The organism is Bacillus sp. CCNWLW194, from assembly GCF_037120585.1.
Lineage (GTDB): Bacteria > Bacillota > Bacilli > Bacillales > Bacillaceae_G > Bacillus_A > Bacillus_A basilensis.
Map to the genome: position 1 here is coordinate 123324 of NZ_JBBBBL010000016.1, position 16684 is coordinate 140007.

Sequence of the window (16684 nt, forward strand, 5' to 3'; positions counted from 1 at the left end):
CTACATAAAGAAACCCCTTGAATATCAAGGGGTTTTTCATATGATCCTGACTGGGTTCGAACCAGCGACCTCCACCTTGTCAAGGTTTCACGCGATTATACGATAAATCATGACGTTAAATCAACCGCTAAATCATGCAATAAATCAACATTAAAGTTAAAACGTTCCTATTTCGTTACTACCTATTATAGCATTAGCGCCGCAATACTACAATAAGATATGCCGCCACCCTAACGATAAATAAGCCGACATAATTTTTCTATTTTATAATATGAATGTGTTAATATAAAATGTAATTAAGGATATTAATAATAAGGGGGAATTGAGTAATGGATACTATTGTCGAAACAGTTACAGAATATTTATCATTACCAAAAACAAATTATGCCATTCAAATTAATGGTCCTTGGGGAATAGGAAAAACATATTATGTTACTCAGGTGTTAAAAAATGAGATAGAAAAGATTGAGGTGAATAAAAAAGACACATATAAATTTATTTACATTTCATTGAATGGTTTAAAAAATGTTGATGAGATTGGTGAAAGTGTATTTCTTAATTCTATTAATAAGTCTGGAAGTTATACTTACATGATTGGCAGAGCTGGTTTAGAATTAGGTTCAAAATTCCCAGGATTTAAAGCTTTAGAAACAGTAGATAAAAAAATATCTAATATTACAAAACTTCGTAATCATTTAAAAAAGTGTGTGTTATGCTTTGATGACCTTGAGAGAATTGATAAATCTGTTACAATTCAACAAATATTGGGTTATGTAAATTCAGCGTACATTGAACATGAAAATATTAAGGTATTGTTTATTTCTAATGAAGAAAAATTACATGCGAAAGAGGAGTTTCATAAAATAAAAGAGAAAGTGATTGGAAGAACCATACAATATAATAAAGAGTTTAATGAAACTTTTCCTAATTTTATGAAAGCTAATTATGAAGAGAATAAGAACATTATTGAATTTTATGAGAAAAATAATGATATTATTTTGCAGATAATTAATTTTGTGAGGGATAAAATCAATTTAAGAACATTAAGGTTTGTATTTGATAGTTTATCTCAAGTTATGAATAAGTGTGATTTATTGAAAGAACAACATGAAGTAGTTCGTTTATGTATTTTCACAAATATTTTATTAATTTCGATTGATTATAAAGAAGGGGTATTACAGAATAAGGAAGAATTGGAGCCTCTATATGAACCAACTGCACTTGGTTTTTTACTAGCGTTTGAAAAAAAAGAAGATGGTGTAAAAGAAGAATATAAAAACATTTTTTGGAATAAATACTTAAAAAATAAAACAATAATAAGTGAATTTGTTCATGTTTACAGATCCATTTCAGAATATATATTAACAGGACACTTAAATGTGGAATTATTTAATAATGAAATAAAGAGAAAATATAATCAAGAAGAAGATCCAAAAGAAAAAGCCTTAAATATTGTTGAAAATTATATGGAATTTGAGCTGAATCAACTAGAGGAAAGTATAGAAGTAGTGATTCAGGGTCTCGAAAACGGAGATTATCATCCGTATAAGTACCCAAGGTTGTACTATTTACTAATTGAATTCAGTAAAAATAATTATATTAAAAGGGATTCGGGAGAATTATATGCAATTTGTAATAATGGATTAGATAAAGCTGTAGAATTATATGGACTAGAAGATGATGAGATTAGGTTTGAAAGGAATTTTCGTGTTGCGTTTGAAAATGAAAACTATGAAAAATTGGTTTCTAAAATAAAAGCTACAAGGATTGAGAAAATTAGAGAGAAAGAAGCAAGTGTATTGGACGGCTTTTTTAAATCTATAAAAGAAGGGGATATAGAGGATTTCCGTGTGTATAATACAAATATCATAAATGAAAATAATTTTTTTACAATCATAAATCAAGAACAAATCTGTAATGATATAGTGTCTTTTTCTAATAAAGGATTGGGTTTCTTTATGGGGTTCCTTCGTGAAAAATATTTGCGAATAAGCAATGCGAGAGATTTTTATAGTCATGAAATAGATGCAATAAATGATTTTATTAAAGTTATAAAGAGAACGTTAGAAGAAACATCTGTAGATGTTTTAAAAAGAGATATAATTTTAAAATTAATCGCGGTTTTAGAAGATGTTACAAAACATATTTCGAAGGAGTTAACAGAATGACAAAGGTTTATTTGTCAGATGTCATATCAACGCTGCAGCGGGAGGTGGCGGATAAGTTGGACGAGATATTTGGGATGAAGAGAGTGCGGAAGGATTGAATGGAAGGGAAATTACAAGGTTCATTACAGATAAGGAAAGTAAGAAAGTAAAAGCTAGTAATCTAGACGAAAAAAGCACCTAGTTTAGGTGCTTTAACAAAATAAAATACTTTAGTATTTCTAGTTATATTAGATGGTCACCTTACTCTTTGCTAAAGTATCAAGTCGTAAAAACTTTGAACCCGTTTTACTAGTTTGTATTTGTTCATAATGTTTTTTCGGTATTTTTACTTTTTCTACTAAATTAAATTGCATTAAAAACGGCGCAACTCGGTTATATAGGAATATCTCAAGCTCCTCTCTTCTTCGGAGATTCGTTAGCCCTATAGCCCAAAAATTGCTAAAGTTTTCAAAATAGTAATAGGCATCCATGTTTAGATTTTTTTCTTTAAATACCTTCCTAAGTTCTGAATTTTGAGGTAGCATTCTCTCGTTCTTTAAACAATTTTTTACTTCTTTATATGATACCCCATCAATTTCCATGCTTTTACTAGTCTGTTTTTCTAATTTACGTATTTTCGATTGTAATTTGATATGTTCATTTAATAACTTAGTATAATCATTTTGAAGTTTATCCGTATTTTTTAATTCTTTTCCAGAAACCCATCCAAATAGACTTTCATCTTTTTCGCAATCCTTTAAAGATTTTAGAACTGCGAGCCTAATATCTTTCAAATCAGAATAAAATTTAGATATATTACTTAGGACAACGTCTTTAAATTCTTGATACTTTATATAATTTTCCCTTTCGAAAACATTTGGACCATGTTTACTTAATTTTTCGTTCAATGCTAAGTTATGGGAAGTAACCACTTTTCAATCTTCAAAGCTAATCCACAAAATTTATTAATCTTCATCCAATTACTTCCTTCTTTTCTCCTCATATTCTATAATTAATTTATAAAATTAAATGGGGGTAATTTCCAATATGAAGCTTCAAATAGTGACCCAAAAAGCTACTCATTATGAACCGGATATTTCGTTGCTTGCTGAGAAAGAAGCTGGACGTCAAGAATTCATAAAACGTTTTCCATTAGAATCCTTAAGAAATCTAACCATAGAAGAATATGCAAATACTAAAACGAAAGATTGTTTTAACTACTGGCTTGAACAGAAAAATATCCTAGGTGGCATTGGTGGAGCCAATGCTGCTAAATTTGGTATTTATCTTGCTAAAACAGGTGAGTACTGTAAAGGTTACGGTAAACAAAAAGTGGTATTAAAAGATGAACAGTTACAAGAGGAATTTAGTGCTCTAAAAGAGGGGATTTGTGAAGCAATTCGACTTGCAAAGGAAGGCCGCATTTCTGAAATTGTTACATTAGATTTACCAATTTATAATATGGTACTACTAAAAATTTTAAATATTTATGTTCCAGAGAAATTTTTTAATATTTATTCACCACCAATTTTGATTGAGCTTGGAAAGGAATTACATATAAAAGATGAATTGCTTACCCCACAAAATGCAATTGAGTTGAATCATGAAGTGTTACAGGCTATTAAGAAAGAAAATGTTTTTTTAGATTGGTCTAATGAAAAGATTTCACGATTTATCTGGGAGACATTTTCAGAACGAGATAAATCGCTTGATAAGAATACAAACTATTGGCTAGCTGGACATACTTATGGAAAAGATCGTTCCATCCAAGATTATTTGTTGAAAAACAACTGTATAGCGATAGGCTTTTTACGTGAAGATTTATCCTCTCTTTTAGAAGAAGAAAATATTGAGGATATCATTGATGAGAAGGAAGAAACATCAGCAGGACAAAAAGCATTAAAGCAATTTTTAAAAATGAAAGAAGGGGACTTTGTTGCTTTAAAAACATCTTTTACTCGCAAGATTGATGGGAAGACAAGATCAGTGTTACGAGTTAGTGCTGTTGGAAAAATTACCAAAGATACTATTGATGGTTATGAATTCTCTGAGGAATACGGGCATCTACTTCCAGTTGAGTGGATTAATACTGAAGAGAGAGAGTTCATAGGATACGGAGGATATCGTAGTACATTAAATGAAGTGAAAAATAAGAATGTAATTAACTTAGTATTTATGCAGGGAAAGGGAATAAGTGATACGTCCCAAGTATTAAGTGAAGTATTAGATACAGATCCAAGAAACTATGTATTTTTTGGTCCACCTGGAACAGGGAAAACATATCAAATTGTTGAACGTGCTCTTGAATTAATCGATAAAAGAACATATGAGGAACTGAAGGCAGATGGAAGGGAAGCATTGCAACAAGAGTTTTCACGTTTAATTAAAGAAGGGAAAATTCATCTCGTGACGTTCCATCAGTCCTATGGATATGAAGATTTTATAGAAGGCTTGAAATCTGATGGAAAAGGGAATTTTGTGCCAACTGATGGTATTTTGAAAAAAGCAGCGCTTGAGGCTATGTATGAAGGAATTCAAAGTACAAGTCAGGACTTTTCGAATGAAGTTCGTTTTGAGCAACTTTATGATTACTTGGTTGAAAATGGTTTGAAGAATAATATTCAATTTGAATCAAAAACAGGAACGACAAGTTTCATTTCATACATTTCAGAGCAAAATAATATAGTTGTAACGAGTGAAGATGTAAAAACTAGTTCAATAGTTTCAAAGAATCGTTTACTAAGCTTGTATCGCTATGTTCAGGAGCATGATATTGATTGGAAGAATAATACTATGTTTGTTCGTGAGGCGATTGGTGGGTGTAATCAGACGAGATATTGGTCTGTACTAAATTGGATATTAGAAAAAATGGAAGATACAACAGAAGAAGAAAAAATTGAAGTTGAAGGAGAAGAGAAAAAGGCAATTATTCAAAAAGTGTTGCTGGAAAACGGTTCCTTTGATTATTCGAATGCGAAAAAACATGTTGTAATCATTGATGAAATGAACCGAGGTAATATTTCTAAGATTTTTGGTGAGCTGTTAACGTTACTGGAAGAGGATAAGCGTTTAACACAAAGTAATGAATTGATTGTTGAACTACCTTATTCAAAAGAGAAGTTTACGTTACCACCCAATCTATATGTAATTGGGACAATGAATACGGCAGACCGCTCCATAGCACTGCTTGATACAGCGTTACGCCGTCGCTTTGTATTTGAAGAAATTATGCCAAATACGGATCTTCTTGAATCGATTGGTGATGAAATTGATCTTGCTGAAATGCTTTCCGTTATTAATAGGCGGATTGAAGTGCTGTATGATCGCGATCATATGATTGGGCATGCGTATTTTATAAACGCGAAAACTGATAATGAAGTTATAGCTATTTTTCAAACAAAAATCATTCCACTATTACAAGAGTATTTTTATGATGATTGGGAAAAAATCGGTCTTGTTTTGGGCGGAATAGGGAGTTCAAAGGAAGATCAATATATTGTTTATAAAGAAGATGTTAATGTAAATGAACTGTTTAAACAAAAGCCATCTATTTATATTCCTGCACTATACCGAGTAAAACGAAAATTAACAGCACAAGAACTAATAGCGATTTATGAATAAGACAATTATAGTGCGTGAGGCGTATGACTGGATTACAGAAAATGACGTTACAGCAGAACAATTTGATGAGCTTATACGGTATATTGAAGAGAAATATCCAAATGACCAAGTGATTGATCAGAAGTACAAACGAATGCGCTTTATTAATTATGTTGGCGTGATACAATGTTCGGACGTACGGTATGAAATTATTCCAAAAATAAAACTTACACCTATTGACGATCGAAAGGCATTACTAGGAATGCTTTCGATTACAGGGTTTTTGCCAGTTTCATTTTATGAGGAAGTATTAAATGGTGAGGATAGAGGAGAACTGCTTACGGCATTTCTTGCTACATTTCTTACTCGTTTGCTGAGTGAACTCAGAAAAGGGACTTTTAAAACATACGAACGTCATGAAGAAAATTTAAATACACTGCGTGGCAAACTCGAGCTTAGTAAACACATTTATAAGAATGTATTTCAAAAAACAAAAGCATATTGTGAATTTGATGAATATACGGAAAATAACCCTCTAAACCAGCTATTTAAATGTGCATTGCTCATTGTAAAAAAGCATACAAAAATACATACTTTAAAACTTTATCTTGAGCGCTGTTTAGGCTACTTAGAACCTGTGGATGTAGTACATTTTACAGAGAAGGAAATAAAAAGCATTACATTTAACCGACAGAATGAACGTTTTCGTCAAGCTGCTTTATTTGCTAAGCTAATTGTTGAGCGAGCAACGATTTATAGTAAAGGGCGTGGAGCATCATCGTTCTCTTTCTTATTTCAAATGAATATGTTGTTTGAAAAATATATTGAAGTAGCACTACAAGAGGCTATTGGTAATAATAAAATAATCATTCAACATGCAGAGAAGAGGTTATTACGTAATAAGAAGAGTGGACGCCAGAATATTTTATTAAAACCGGATTTTGTGATTAATAATGTGATAATCATGGATACGAAGTGGAAAAGTGCAACAAATAATGGAAGAAGTAGTTATGTTCAGAGTGACATTTATCAAATGTATGCGTATGTCACGGCTTATAAGGAAGTTAAAAGGTGCATATTGCTGTATCCTAAACAGGAGATAGAAGCTGTTCATCCTGTGTGGGAAGTTATTGATACTGAAAAAACTATCGAAATGTGTACGATAAGAATTGATGAATTTTCCGAGACTGTGCGAGAATTAAAAGAAATTCTACAAAAACAAGTTAAATAATTTTGTAAAGACACTCAATTGAATATGGGTGTCTTTTAATATAGAAATCAAATCTCCTCTGGAAAAGTATGAATATTTAGTTTGTTTTAATTGAAATAGAAATGAACTTATTATATAATAAGTTCAAGAAAATTTTTCCTTTTTAATCATTCCTAAATAACCACAAACCTTTCGGGTTTACGATTCATTACAAGGAAGTGTATAAAACATATACGCTAATTTGTAATATGAATGTATTCCTGGAAGGTTTTTTTGCGTTGTAGGAATAGGACAAGTAATCAACTAACAAGGATGTGATAGATTATCTTAAATTATTAAGAATTGTAGTGGGGAAATAAGAATTTTGAATTTCAAAATACAAAAGAAGTTGAAAAAAGATGAGAGGAGCAGTCTCGTCTTTTTTATTTCGAAAGGAGAAGGACATGGGTAAGAAAATTATGGTTCAATCTGTAAAGCTGGTAAAAGACAGTAATCGTATTTATGATATTGAGAAAAAGAAAATCACTTGTCCAGCGGATGCTGTACGCTTTGCACAGATTATATTCGATATAGAATCAAGACCGAATGAAATTTTTGGTGTATTTAACTTAAATACAAAGAATGAAATTATTGGATGTAGCATTGTGTTTGAAGGAACTGTCGATTCATCGTTAGTCCATCCACGCGAGACGTTCCGCACAGCAATATTAAACAATGCATCTTCAATCATATGTTTTCATAACCATCCATCAGGACATAGTATGGAGTCTCATGAAGATGTTGAAGTAACTAAGAGATTAAAGAAGTGTGGAAACATTATTGGTATACCTCTTTTAGATCATGTCATCATTGGAGATAATAGTTATGTAAGTTTATTGAAAAAGGGGATTATCTAATACAAAGCAATAAGCTAACTATTTTTAAGGGTGTGTATGGAGGAATAGGAAGATTCTAAAGCGTTTATTCGCATAGATCTTCTTATTCTTTTTTATTTGTAAGGTTGATTTATAAATATATTCATAATATGTGATTCGTGGAAATGGACAGATTAAAAGGTCAGAAATATAGGATAAGAAAAAAGGATCTATGCCTAATAAACTAACAAGATAGCTCTAACCTAAAGCGAGCAAAATTAGCTTAAAGGCTTTTGATATGAAGGAAAAAGAAGTAGTAAGCTGCTCAAGTGATAGAAAAGTAGTAGAAGAAAATCCAATAGCATTCAACGAGCAAACTTTGGAGTTAGTAAACCATTTGTGGCTGAAGGGAATAATGCGGGGATTGAAGATTTGAATGTACAATTTGTTCTCAAAGCAATGGAAATAGCTTTAGAAAAGAATGCGCCTAAGGTGAACGTAAACGTTTAGAACAAGTATTAGTTAAATATCGAAAAGAATCTTAAGTCAAATGGAATTTTCCCCCTTAAAAGAGCTGTTCCATTGTTATACATAAGAATCCATCTTGAATATCAAGGAGGGGACGGTATAATCTCGTTTGGGTTCGAACCAGCGACCGCAACCTTATTAAGATGGCGGTCTTTTTGATATATTAATCTTCCTTCTGTATTATAAATTCCCAAAACTTCTTTAATTCCTCTCGCTTTTGAGGAGTCGCATTCTTTATATCTTCAAACCATTGATAAAGCTCAGGATCTTGTATGTCTGTAACTTGTCTCATTTCAGTTGTACCGAGGAGGTAATCAATTGATACTTCAAAGAAAGTCGCTAATTTTATCAATGTATTATAATCAGGTTCTCGATTTCCTTGTTCATACATTGCATATGTAGTTCGAGCAATCCCTAGTTGATTTGCCATGTCTTCTTGACGCAGTTTGCGTTCTTTTCGAAGAGTGTGTAGTCTAGTGCCAAACATATGCTACCTCCTTTTAGGTGTTTTCTATATCAATTATAACGTCACAATATGTAATATTTAACAAAGTACACGAAATGTGTAAAAAACATTGATTTCATACTTATCATTGTGTAATATAATTATTAATTACACATTTTGTGACAATGAAAGGGGAAATAATGAGGTTTTGGTTATTAGAAAAACGTAAAAATAAAGAGAAAACACAAGATTGTATTGCATATAAGGCAAGAATATCTAGAAGTATGTATGCAATGATTGAAAGTGGTGAAAGAAATCCAAGTGTTCCTGTCGCAAAGAATATAGCTAAGGTACTAAATTTTGATTGGACTCTTTTTTTTGAAGATTAGTGTCACGATACGTGTAATTTCGAGAGGGAGAATTTAATTTCTATATTGTTTTCCTAAAACGAAATAAATTATTACTTATTTTTAAAAAAATATTAGAGAAGGGGAGTGTTTAATATGAACATGAAAACATTTGAAATGCGTGAAAAACGTTTAGCAGAACTACTAGGTGCAAAAGTACTATGGGAATTTATCAGTGCCGTCACAGAGGAAATTGAAAAGCAGGAATTAGAGTCTACACCAGGTTTGTTAGAAGATCTATTCATACATGTGAAAGAAACCATTCAAATTCAAAATATGAATCAACGCATAACAAAAACCCCTGTAAAAACAGAGGCTGGTAGTATAGATAAAGAGACATTATATATAGAAGCATATGTAGAATTAATTAATCATAAGTTTGTTATTTCTGAATTAGCTGTAGAGCTTTCATCTGTTCTAAAAGAATTAAGTTGTTTTGTTCAATCATCTTTGCCACAGCTTCAAAGTGAGCTTGATTCTCAAGAACCTCAATCTGCTTCTCTTTAGGGAGTGATTGAAGTATTTCTTTTATTTCTTTACACTCGTATATGTTATTCTCCGAGTCTTCGATTAATTTATTGCGACGATTGGTGTATTCAAGTGCACCTAAAGTCGCTAATGCGCGAGGATCTAATCCTAGAATTTCCATGTATTCCTCTCCTTTCCTATACAATAATTCGATAGGGGGAAGGAGATTCCTTTAATAATTTGGTAGAGTTTTTATAGTTATATAACATATTTTTTATTAGTCAGAATTTTATTTAACAGGAATACTCTAGAATTAGACTTAAAATGTTTACCTTCGTCTAAATACAAGTTATACACACATATATTGATCTTATAAAGGTATATATTACACATAATATTATGTTAAAGGTGGCGAATTGTATCATGAAAGATTTTGTTCTCGAAAAAGAAAACATTATTCGTAAATATGGTGAATGGACCGCTTATGATATTAAATTAACGGATACTCTATATACAAGAGATATTCGACAACCAAATCCTGCGTTAAAAAAAATTGTGACAATGATTCAAGATATCACACAATGTGATTTTAAAAATCTTCGAATCTTAGATTTAGCTTGTTTAGAGGGGCATTACGCTATTGAGTTTGCTATGCAAGGAGCAACTGTTGTAGGGATAGAAGGAAGAGAATCAAACGTACAAAAAGCTATATTCGCTAAAGATTTATTAAGGTTGGAAAACTTAACCTTTTATCAAGATGATGTAAGAAATTTAAGTGCTGAAAAATATGGTCAATTTGATATTGTTTTATGCTCTGGTATTTTATATCATTTAGATTGCTCAGATGTATTCCCTTTTTTAGAAAAAGTGTATGAAGTATGCAAAAGGTTTGTAATAATTGATACTCATATCACTCATACTCCCAATGTATCAGTACTTTATAAAAATTATGAATATAAGGGGCACACAATGCTAGAACACTCTGCTAATTCATCAATAGAAGAACGTTTAAAATCAAAATGGGCATCATTAGATAACATTACTAGTTTTTGGATGACAAAATCCTCTCTATACAATTTTTTAACGCGAACAGGTTTCTCTTCTATAAATGAATCCAGAAGTTTAGTTCAAGAAGATAGGGTTACTGTTGTAGCTTTTAAGAAATATCCTATAGAAATTAAAAGCTCTCCTGAAACAGAAAAATACATTGAACCCGATTATTTAGAATGCTAAAAATAACACGTTTAAGTTCACTATCCTAATCACTCTGTATGAGGTTGCACTATATGCCTCTCAAGCTAAAATCTTAAAGTATCCCTAAACAAAATTATCAATTTTTAAAAGCTATTTATATAAATGCAACTTGTTGTTTCCGTTTTGATGGCACTATAAAGTTTTAGCTTTATAGTGATGGGATAGCACCGCACCGCTATCAACTTAAAGAAATACTTCCGAAAACAAAAAATGAAAAGAATAATAAAAAAGCTTATCATTAGGTGTTAAAGGATAAGCTTTTTTATTTAGCGTTCGATAGAACTCTTTACTTAGGAATTCCCCACTTCAAACAGTCCGCTAGGACGTTAAGTGGCGGGTAGTTCACCTCATCTCATATTACGTTAGTTTAAGTATTGTGAGTAAAAGAATAGAAATAGAAAAATTAATGTTTTGCTAAATAATCTATTAAAGAAACTTAAGGGAATAACAAGTTCTCCTCTTGTAAGGATTTTAAGTTTATCCTTATTTAGTCCTATTATTAATTCTTTTAATGTTTGGAAATTTATTTTATTAACGAAAGACCAACTTGGCACAGCTTTTGTATCTGAACCTATTTTGAAAATGATATGAATACTATGTGCATGAAAACCGCTTATTATTAAAATAAGCATAAACCCTAAAATAATGAACCAAGTCATTTTTCAACATCTCCTTTCAGTATTTAATATTAAGATATTAAAACTGTTGAGAAAGTGTGCTGTTGTCCATGAAAAATATTGAGAATTTGTTGAGGAAATGTTGAGAATGTTGCAATGCGATTGATTGTAGGGGAGTTAGAGTTAATAATGCTTGTCAGATTATATGCGTGAAAAAAGGAAATAGGAAAGAGAACAGTTGCGTAGACTGTTCTCTTAAAGAGCGGAAGTGCTGAACATTTTCAATGACAATGATTCAACCATTCCGTTAATAGTATGTGCAAATATTTATAATTCATACAAGCAAGGCAGCTATAAAAAATAGCCGCCTTGCCACAGGAAGAATTCAAAAAAAGAGAGATTTATTATGGATACTGATTGGCTGGTACCAATTTATTTATATTATTAGTAAGGATTAAATAAAATATTCAAAAGTTAAAATCTCAATTCATCGTAGGATTGTTCACAGTTAATAAAGTTTTTCAAAAAGTGGTATTAATTGGAATTTAAACTCTTTATCCTGTATGATGAAAATATAGATATTCTAATATCCTTATAGTTAATAAAGGGAGAATACAGGAGGAGTTGTCATGAAAAATATAAAAACGGCTATGACAATGGTACAATCACATCTTAATGAAAATGAGATTATTGAAAATAGTCTATATGGAATGTTTCAATATCAAGTATTTGGTATGGGTAGTCAAAGAAAAGGGATATTGGTCGCTACAAATGAACGTATGTGTTTTTATACAAAATATTTAGGGAGTGAAACGTTTAAAGTATTTAATTATGCCAAAATTAATTCAATAGATGTAGAAAAAGGATTATTAACAGGAAAGAAAATCATTTTTTTTCATGATGGCGAACGTGAAGTGATGAATTTAATTGAGGAAGGTGACCTGGAGAGGTTTGCAGTATTTGTAAAAGAAAAAATTATGAACTTGAAATAAAGAAGTTTGTTTTTTAAATTTGCGCCTCAAATTAAACAATATTATTATTTGCTAAAATCGAAAACATTAAAACAAAAAACGAATTTTAAATGACTTTAATAACCTCCTATCATACTGTTTGATGGGAGGTTATTTCCTATTTAAAGATAAAATTAAAGAGTTTTATTATCCTTATACAAGCATGGATGACATGCAAAGTAAAAAGAGCACTTTTTAAAAGTGCTCTTTCTAAGGTGTGTATTAGGACTTGAAAGAGGCATCAATGACAATTTAGAAGGAGATATCTCTATACAACATATGGAGGTACTATGGAAGGGTGACGATAAAACTGAAGTAATAGTTGAACTTGAAAGACACTGAAGAGAGTTGATAAATGGTCAAATTGACATATCTAGAACTGTTGGATGGTTTACAAGTATGTACCCTGCATATTTTAAGGTGGATCATGAGGAGATATAGGATAAAATTAAATCATTAAAGGAACAACTTAGAAACATACCTAATAAAGGATTTAATTATAGCATTCTTAAGTTTTTAAATAGGGAATTTAAAGAACAAGAAGTCAAGTATATAAGATTCAATTATCTTGGAGGTTTTGATAATATAATTGATAAGAACCAATTAAATCTAAACAACATTGAATTTGCGTTAGATAGTGACAAGAATAATTCATTGACAGCACTAATGGATTTAGAGGCTATGGTGGTAAATGGTGCACTAAAGATAAATATTATCTACAGTAAAAATAGATTTAAAGATGAAACAATCCAAAGGTTTATTGAAAGTTATGTGAATACTTTGAAGGTAATTTTAGATAAGTGCATAGAAAAGGATTTCAAGGGATTCACCCCATCGGATTTTGATGCTGTAGAAATTTCACAAGAAGATTTAGATGCATTGTTTAATTAGAAGTTACGCAAGGGGTATATTATTATGAAAAAATTAAGAGAATTGTTAGTTATACTTAGTGTTTTTCTCAGTATAGTTGTATTACCACTTAAGGGATATGCATTAGACAATGAGGTTGAACAGATAAATTTATTAACAAATGATACAAAACTAAAAATAGAAAAGTTTATAGAAGAAAATATGGATAAAGGTAAGGTTCCAGGACTAGCAGTTACCTTAGTTAAAGGCGATAAGACTGTGTATCAAAAAGGATTCGGATATTCAGATATAGATGCTAAAAAGCCAGTTACTTCTAAATCCTTGTTTGAAATAGGATCTAATAGTAAAGCAGTTACTGCTTTAGGAATTTTTAATTTAGAAAAAAGTGGACAAATTAAACTTGAAGATGAAGTAACTAAATATATACCATGGTTAAAAGTTAAATATAAAGGTAAGGAAGCTTCAATAACTATAGAACAATTATTACATCAAACAAGTGGTATACCTTTTAAAACGATAGATAAGATACCAGTTTCTAATGAAGATAATGCACTTGAAGAAACAGTTAAAACCTTAATTAATATAGAATTAGATAGTGAACCAGGTAGGGATTTCCAGTATGCAACTATAAATTATGATGTTTTAGGGTTGGTTATTGAAAAAGTGACAGGGAAATCTTATGAAGGCTATATTGAAGAAAATGTCTTAAAGCCATTGGGTTTACATAATACTTATCTTTATAAAAATGAGATTGTTAATGAATATATCGCTAAAGGGTATAAACTCGAATTCTTAAAAAATGATGTATATGATGCACCTGTGTATAGAGGGAATAAGCCGGCTGGGTATATTATCTCCAGTGCTGAAGATATGGCTAAGTGGCTTAAGATTCAGCTGGGCACTTTAAATGATTTGAAATTTGATAAAGACATAGTTGGAAAATCTCAAGAGGCTAATCGTACAGTTAGACCATTAAGTGATGGATCATTCTATGCTAGTGGTTGGTTCATTTATCCAAAGAGTGAAAATCAAATTTCACATGCCGGGAATAATCCTAACTATTCTTCATTTATAGTATTTAATCCTAAGGATAAAGTCGGGGTTGCAGTACTAAGTAATACGAACTCACAATATGTAGAACTTATAGGTCAAGGTATTAATAAGATTTTAGAAGAGGGCACTTATAATAAAAATATAATAGATTTAAATAAAGGCGCAGATACAATAGCTAGTGTAATTATATGCATTTCAATTTTAATAGTTTTAAGTATATTATTTTTCACATTAAAAGCATTATTAAATAAACAAAGGCATTTAAATACATATGGAAAAAAGAGTTTATTAAAGCTTGTTTTTTCTTTTCTGTTCATGCTGGGAATAAGTTACTGTATATATTTAATTCCATATATCCTGTATAGAGGAGTATCCTGGGAATTTGTTTTTGTATGGCTTCCTAATAGTGTTGAAGTTGCACTTTATTTTGTATTTACCAGTGTATGGTTAGTGTATATATACTTAGTATTTATAAGCTTTTTCAAAAAAGAAAACGATAAGGGAATATTTTTGTTATCTATAAAGCGTTATTAGTGGTTGTGGTAATGCGCTTATAATTTTCACTATTAATATGACTGTAACAAGTAATAATGCGTTAAAGATTAAGCTGTTAATGTATTTCGTTTTAGGAATTATTCTTTATGTCTATGGGCAAAAGGTTATGAGGGGAAATTAATAGATTTAACCAATGAAATAGTATATTCAAAAAGAATGGAAATTGTAAAAAATCACTGGAATCTTCTTATAGCAAGTTTGAAGAAATTGAAAAGGGAAGAATTCAGTTCATTATATGAAAGATTATAAAGAACTAGAAGAAATAAGAAAATTAATTGATGTTGGAGGGCCTACTATGTGTCATAGTGCCAGAAAAGCATTTTTAAGTACGGCTTTAATACATCGCCATCTGACTATAAAGAAGTAATTAATGAGCTTATCGATTATGGAGGTAGAGTATCTCTTAGATTAAGATTAGAACTTGCTAAAAAAGTTTCATCAGTTATTACCTCATATATGATTTCCGTAGATGAAACTATGAATAATATTGAACTTGAAGACCTGTTTAAAGCCTATGATATAATGGAGTGATTAGGGAATTTTAAAAAATGAATGTGTGATTAAACATTCAGGACTGACACATAAAAAATAAATTAAATCCGTTAAATAGTCTATCTCCTTAGTTAATAGACTATTTAAAATTCATTTTAAAAGAATATGATAAAAAAAAGAATTATCGAGTCCAGATATGGAATACCGCTTTTAGGAAATGTACCTTAAGAGATACTAAAAAAGTTATATATTAAATTGGTATTATTTTTTTGTGAGAAAGGGCGAAAATAAATTCAAAATTGATAAGTTATTAACTAGAAAATAGGGGGAGTTTAATGAGAAAAATAGTATTATACAGTGATCAAGTACAAGAAGATAGAAAATTGGATTATGAACTTTTAAGGTTATTAAATAAAGAAAATCCTTCAATAGCATATCTTCGAGCAACTTCAGATGTAACAGGAAAATATTTTAACTATGTAGTTAAATACTATAGATATTTAGGAATTAATAATGTGAAATATTTTGATTTAGACAAAGAATACGATGAAAGAAAGGTTAATGACATATTTAATTATGATGGAATACATCTTTCTGGTGGAAATACATTCCGCTTTTTATATTCCTTAAGAAAAAGAAATTTATTGCATTCATTAAAATCATATTTGCAAAATGGTGGGGTTTTGATTGGTGTTAGTGCTGGTAGTATAATAACAACTAAAAGTATTGATACAGCCCAATTTTTAGACGAGGATATTATAGGACTAGAGGATAGAAAGTCCCTAGGTATTGTAGATTTTGATTTTATGCCTCATTGGAGTGAGGAACAAAGTGGGAAATATTTAGATTTATTAAAAGATTATTCTAAGTTGAAAAATAGGGAGATTTATGCTTGTAAAGATGGTGATGGGATAGTTATTGAGGGAGAAGAGATTAAATTGATTGGTGATATTTTGAAAATCTAATTTAGTTTCAATTTATATTAACAAATAAGAAATTTTTTTCGGTTTCCCCTAAGTGATCATGTATAAAACCATCTCCTTTATGTTTATAAATTGAGGAACAATTATGTTGAAACTATAGAAAAAGAGTCCTGTTAATGGAGTGACCCCTGTCAAGTAGACAGTATTTAAAAAGCGCAACTAAGCAACCTGAGTTCTATATTTATATGGAC

The 16684-nt window shown here is 30.5% G+C and carries 14 protein-coding genes and 1 pseudogene; 12 read left to right on the forward strand and 3 right to left on the reverse strand.

All coding sequences use genetic code 11. From position 1 onward, the window contains the following. The first annotated feature begins 329 nt into the window (after positions 1-329). Positions 330-2168, forward strand: a complete 1839-nt coding sequence (locus V7S50_RS27625) for a P-loop NTPase fold protein (RefSeq protein WP_071714965.1) — start codon at positions 330-332, stop codon at positions 2166-2168. A 227-nt stretch (positions 2169-2395) separates the two neighbouring features. Here V7S50_RS27625 and V7S50_RS27630 read toward each other — a convergent pair whose 3' ends face one another. Continuing rightward, positions 2396-3079: a hypothetical protein gene (locus V7S50_RS27630; protein WP_336584444.1), complete on the reverse strand. Its 684-nt coding sequence runs from the start codon at positions 3077-3079 to the stop codon at positions 2396-2398. Between the two features lie 115 nt (positions 3080-3194). Here V7S50_RS27630 and V7S50_RS27635 point away from each other — a divergent pair, with 115 nt between their 5' ends. The 4 genes and pseudogenes from V7S50_RS27635 to V7S50_RS27650 all read left to right on the forward strand — a co-directional run. Continuing rightward, complete coding sequence (locus V7S50_RS27635) at positions 3195-5768, forward strand: McrB family protein (protein WP_336376613.1); 2574 nt, start codon at positions 3195-3197, stop codon at positions 5766-5768. Continuing rightward, positions 5761-6978 (forward strand): McrC family protein, encoded by a 1218-nt coding sequence (locus V7S50_RS27640; RefSeq protein ID WP_336376612.1) that lies wholly within the window; start codon positions 5761-5763, stop codon positions 6976-6978. The genes V7S50_RS27635 and V7S50_RS27640 overlap by 8 nt, the downstream gene beginning before the upstream one ends. A 422-nt stretch (positions 6979-7400) precedes the next feature. Continuing rightward, positions 7401-7853: a JAB domain-containing protein gene (locus tag V7S50_RS27645; protein ID WP_097814354.1), complete on the forward strand. Its 453-nt coding sequence runs from the start codon at positions 7401-7403 to the stop codon at positions 7851-7853. A 262-nt stretch (positions 7854-8115) separates the two neighbouring features. Continuing rightward, a pseudogene (locus V7S50_RS27650) lies at positions 8116-8309 on the forward strand (DnaD domain-containing protein); the annotation flags it as partial. A 193-nt stretch (positions 8310-8502) separates the two neighbouring features. On the opposite strand, the gene V7S50_RS27655 reads toward V7S50_RS27650, so the two are convergent. Next, complete coding sequence (locus V7S50_RS27655; RefSeq protein WP_000468121.1) at positions 8503-8826, reverse strand: helix-turn-helix domain-containing protein; 324 nt, start codon at positions 8824-8826, stop codon at positions 8503-8505. 158 nt (positions 8827-8984) lie between these two features. Between V7S50_RS27655 and V7S50_RS27660 the strand changes: the two genes are divergently transcribed. The 3 genes from V7S50_RS27660 to V7S50_RS27670 all read left to right on the forward strand — a co-directional run bounded on the left by V7S50_RS27660 (position 8985) and on the right by V7S50_RS27670 (position 10892). Beyond that, positions 8985-9173 carry a helix-turn-helix transcriptional regulator gene (locus V7S50_RS27660; RefSeq protein WP_001213250.1) on the forward strand — a complete coding sequence of 63 codons (189 nt, stop codon included), beginning with the start codon at positions 8985-8987 and terminating at the stop codon, positions 9171-9173. 114 nt (positions 9174-9287) lie between these two features. After that, positions 9288-9698 carry a hypothetical protein gene (locus V7S50_RS27665; protein WP_097814355.1) on the forward strand — a complete coding sequence of 137 codons (411 nt, stop codon included), beginning with the start codon at positions 9288-9290 and terminating at the stop codon, positions 9696-9698. Between the two features lie 384 nt (positions 9699-10082). Next, positions 10083-10892 (forward strand): class I SAM-dependent methyltransferase, encoded by an 810-nt coding sequence (locus V7S50_RS27670; RefSeq protein WP_000651404.1) that lies wholly within the window; start codon positions 10083-10085, stop codon positions 10890-10892. Between the two features lie 383 nt (positions 10893-11275). Here V7S50_RS27670 and V7S50_RS27675 read toward each other — a convergent pair whose 3' ends face one another. Further along, entirely contained in the window at positions 11276-11572 is a 297-nt protein-coding gene (locus V7S50_RS27675; RefSeq protein WP_098562122.1) for a hypothetical protein, read from the reverse strand. Positions 11573-12159: 587 nt separating this feature from the next. Here V7S50_RS27675 and V7S50_RS27680 point away from each other — a divergent pair. From V7S50_RS27680 to V7S50_RS27695, 4 genes are all read left to right on the forward strand, one after another. Then, positions 12160-12522 carry a PH domain-containing protein gene (locus V7S50_RS27680; protein ID WP_000789655.1) on the forward strand — a complete coding sequence of 121 codons (363 nt, stop codon included), beginning with the start codon at positions 12160-12162 and terminating at the stop codon, positions 12520-12522. Between the two features lie 465 nt (positions 12523-12987). Beyond that, complete coding sequence (locus V7S50_RS27685; RefSeq protein WP_198287953.1) at positions 12988-13431, forward strand: condensation domain-containing protein; 444 nt, start codon at positions 12988-12990, stop codon at positions 13429-13431. A 24-nt stretch (positions 13432-13455) separates the two neighbouring features. Beyond that, positions 13456-14997: a serine hydrolase domain-containing protein gene (locus V7S50_RS27690; protein WP_336376611.1), complete on the forward strand. Its 1542-nt coding sequence runs from the start codon at positions 13456-13458 to the stop codon at positions 14995-14997. An 848-nt stretch (positions 14998-15845) separates the two neighbouring features. Beyond that, positions 15846-16475, forward strand: coding sequence for a Type 1 glutamine amidotransferase-like domain-containing protein (locus V7S50_RS27695; protein WP_336376610.1), 630 nt, complete (start codon positions 15846-15848; stop codon positions 16473-16475). Positions 16476-16684: the final 209 nt, after the last annotated feature.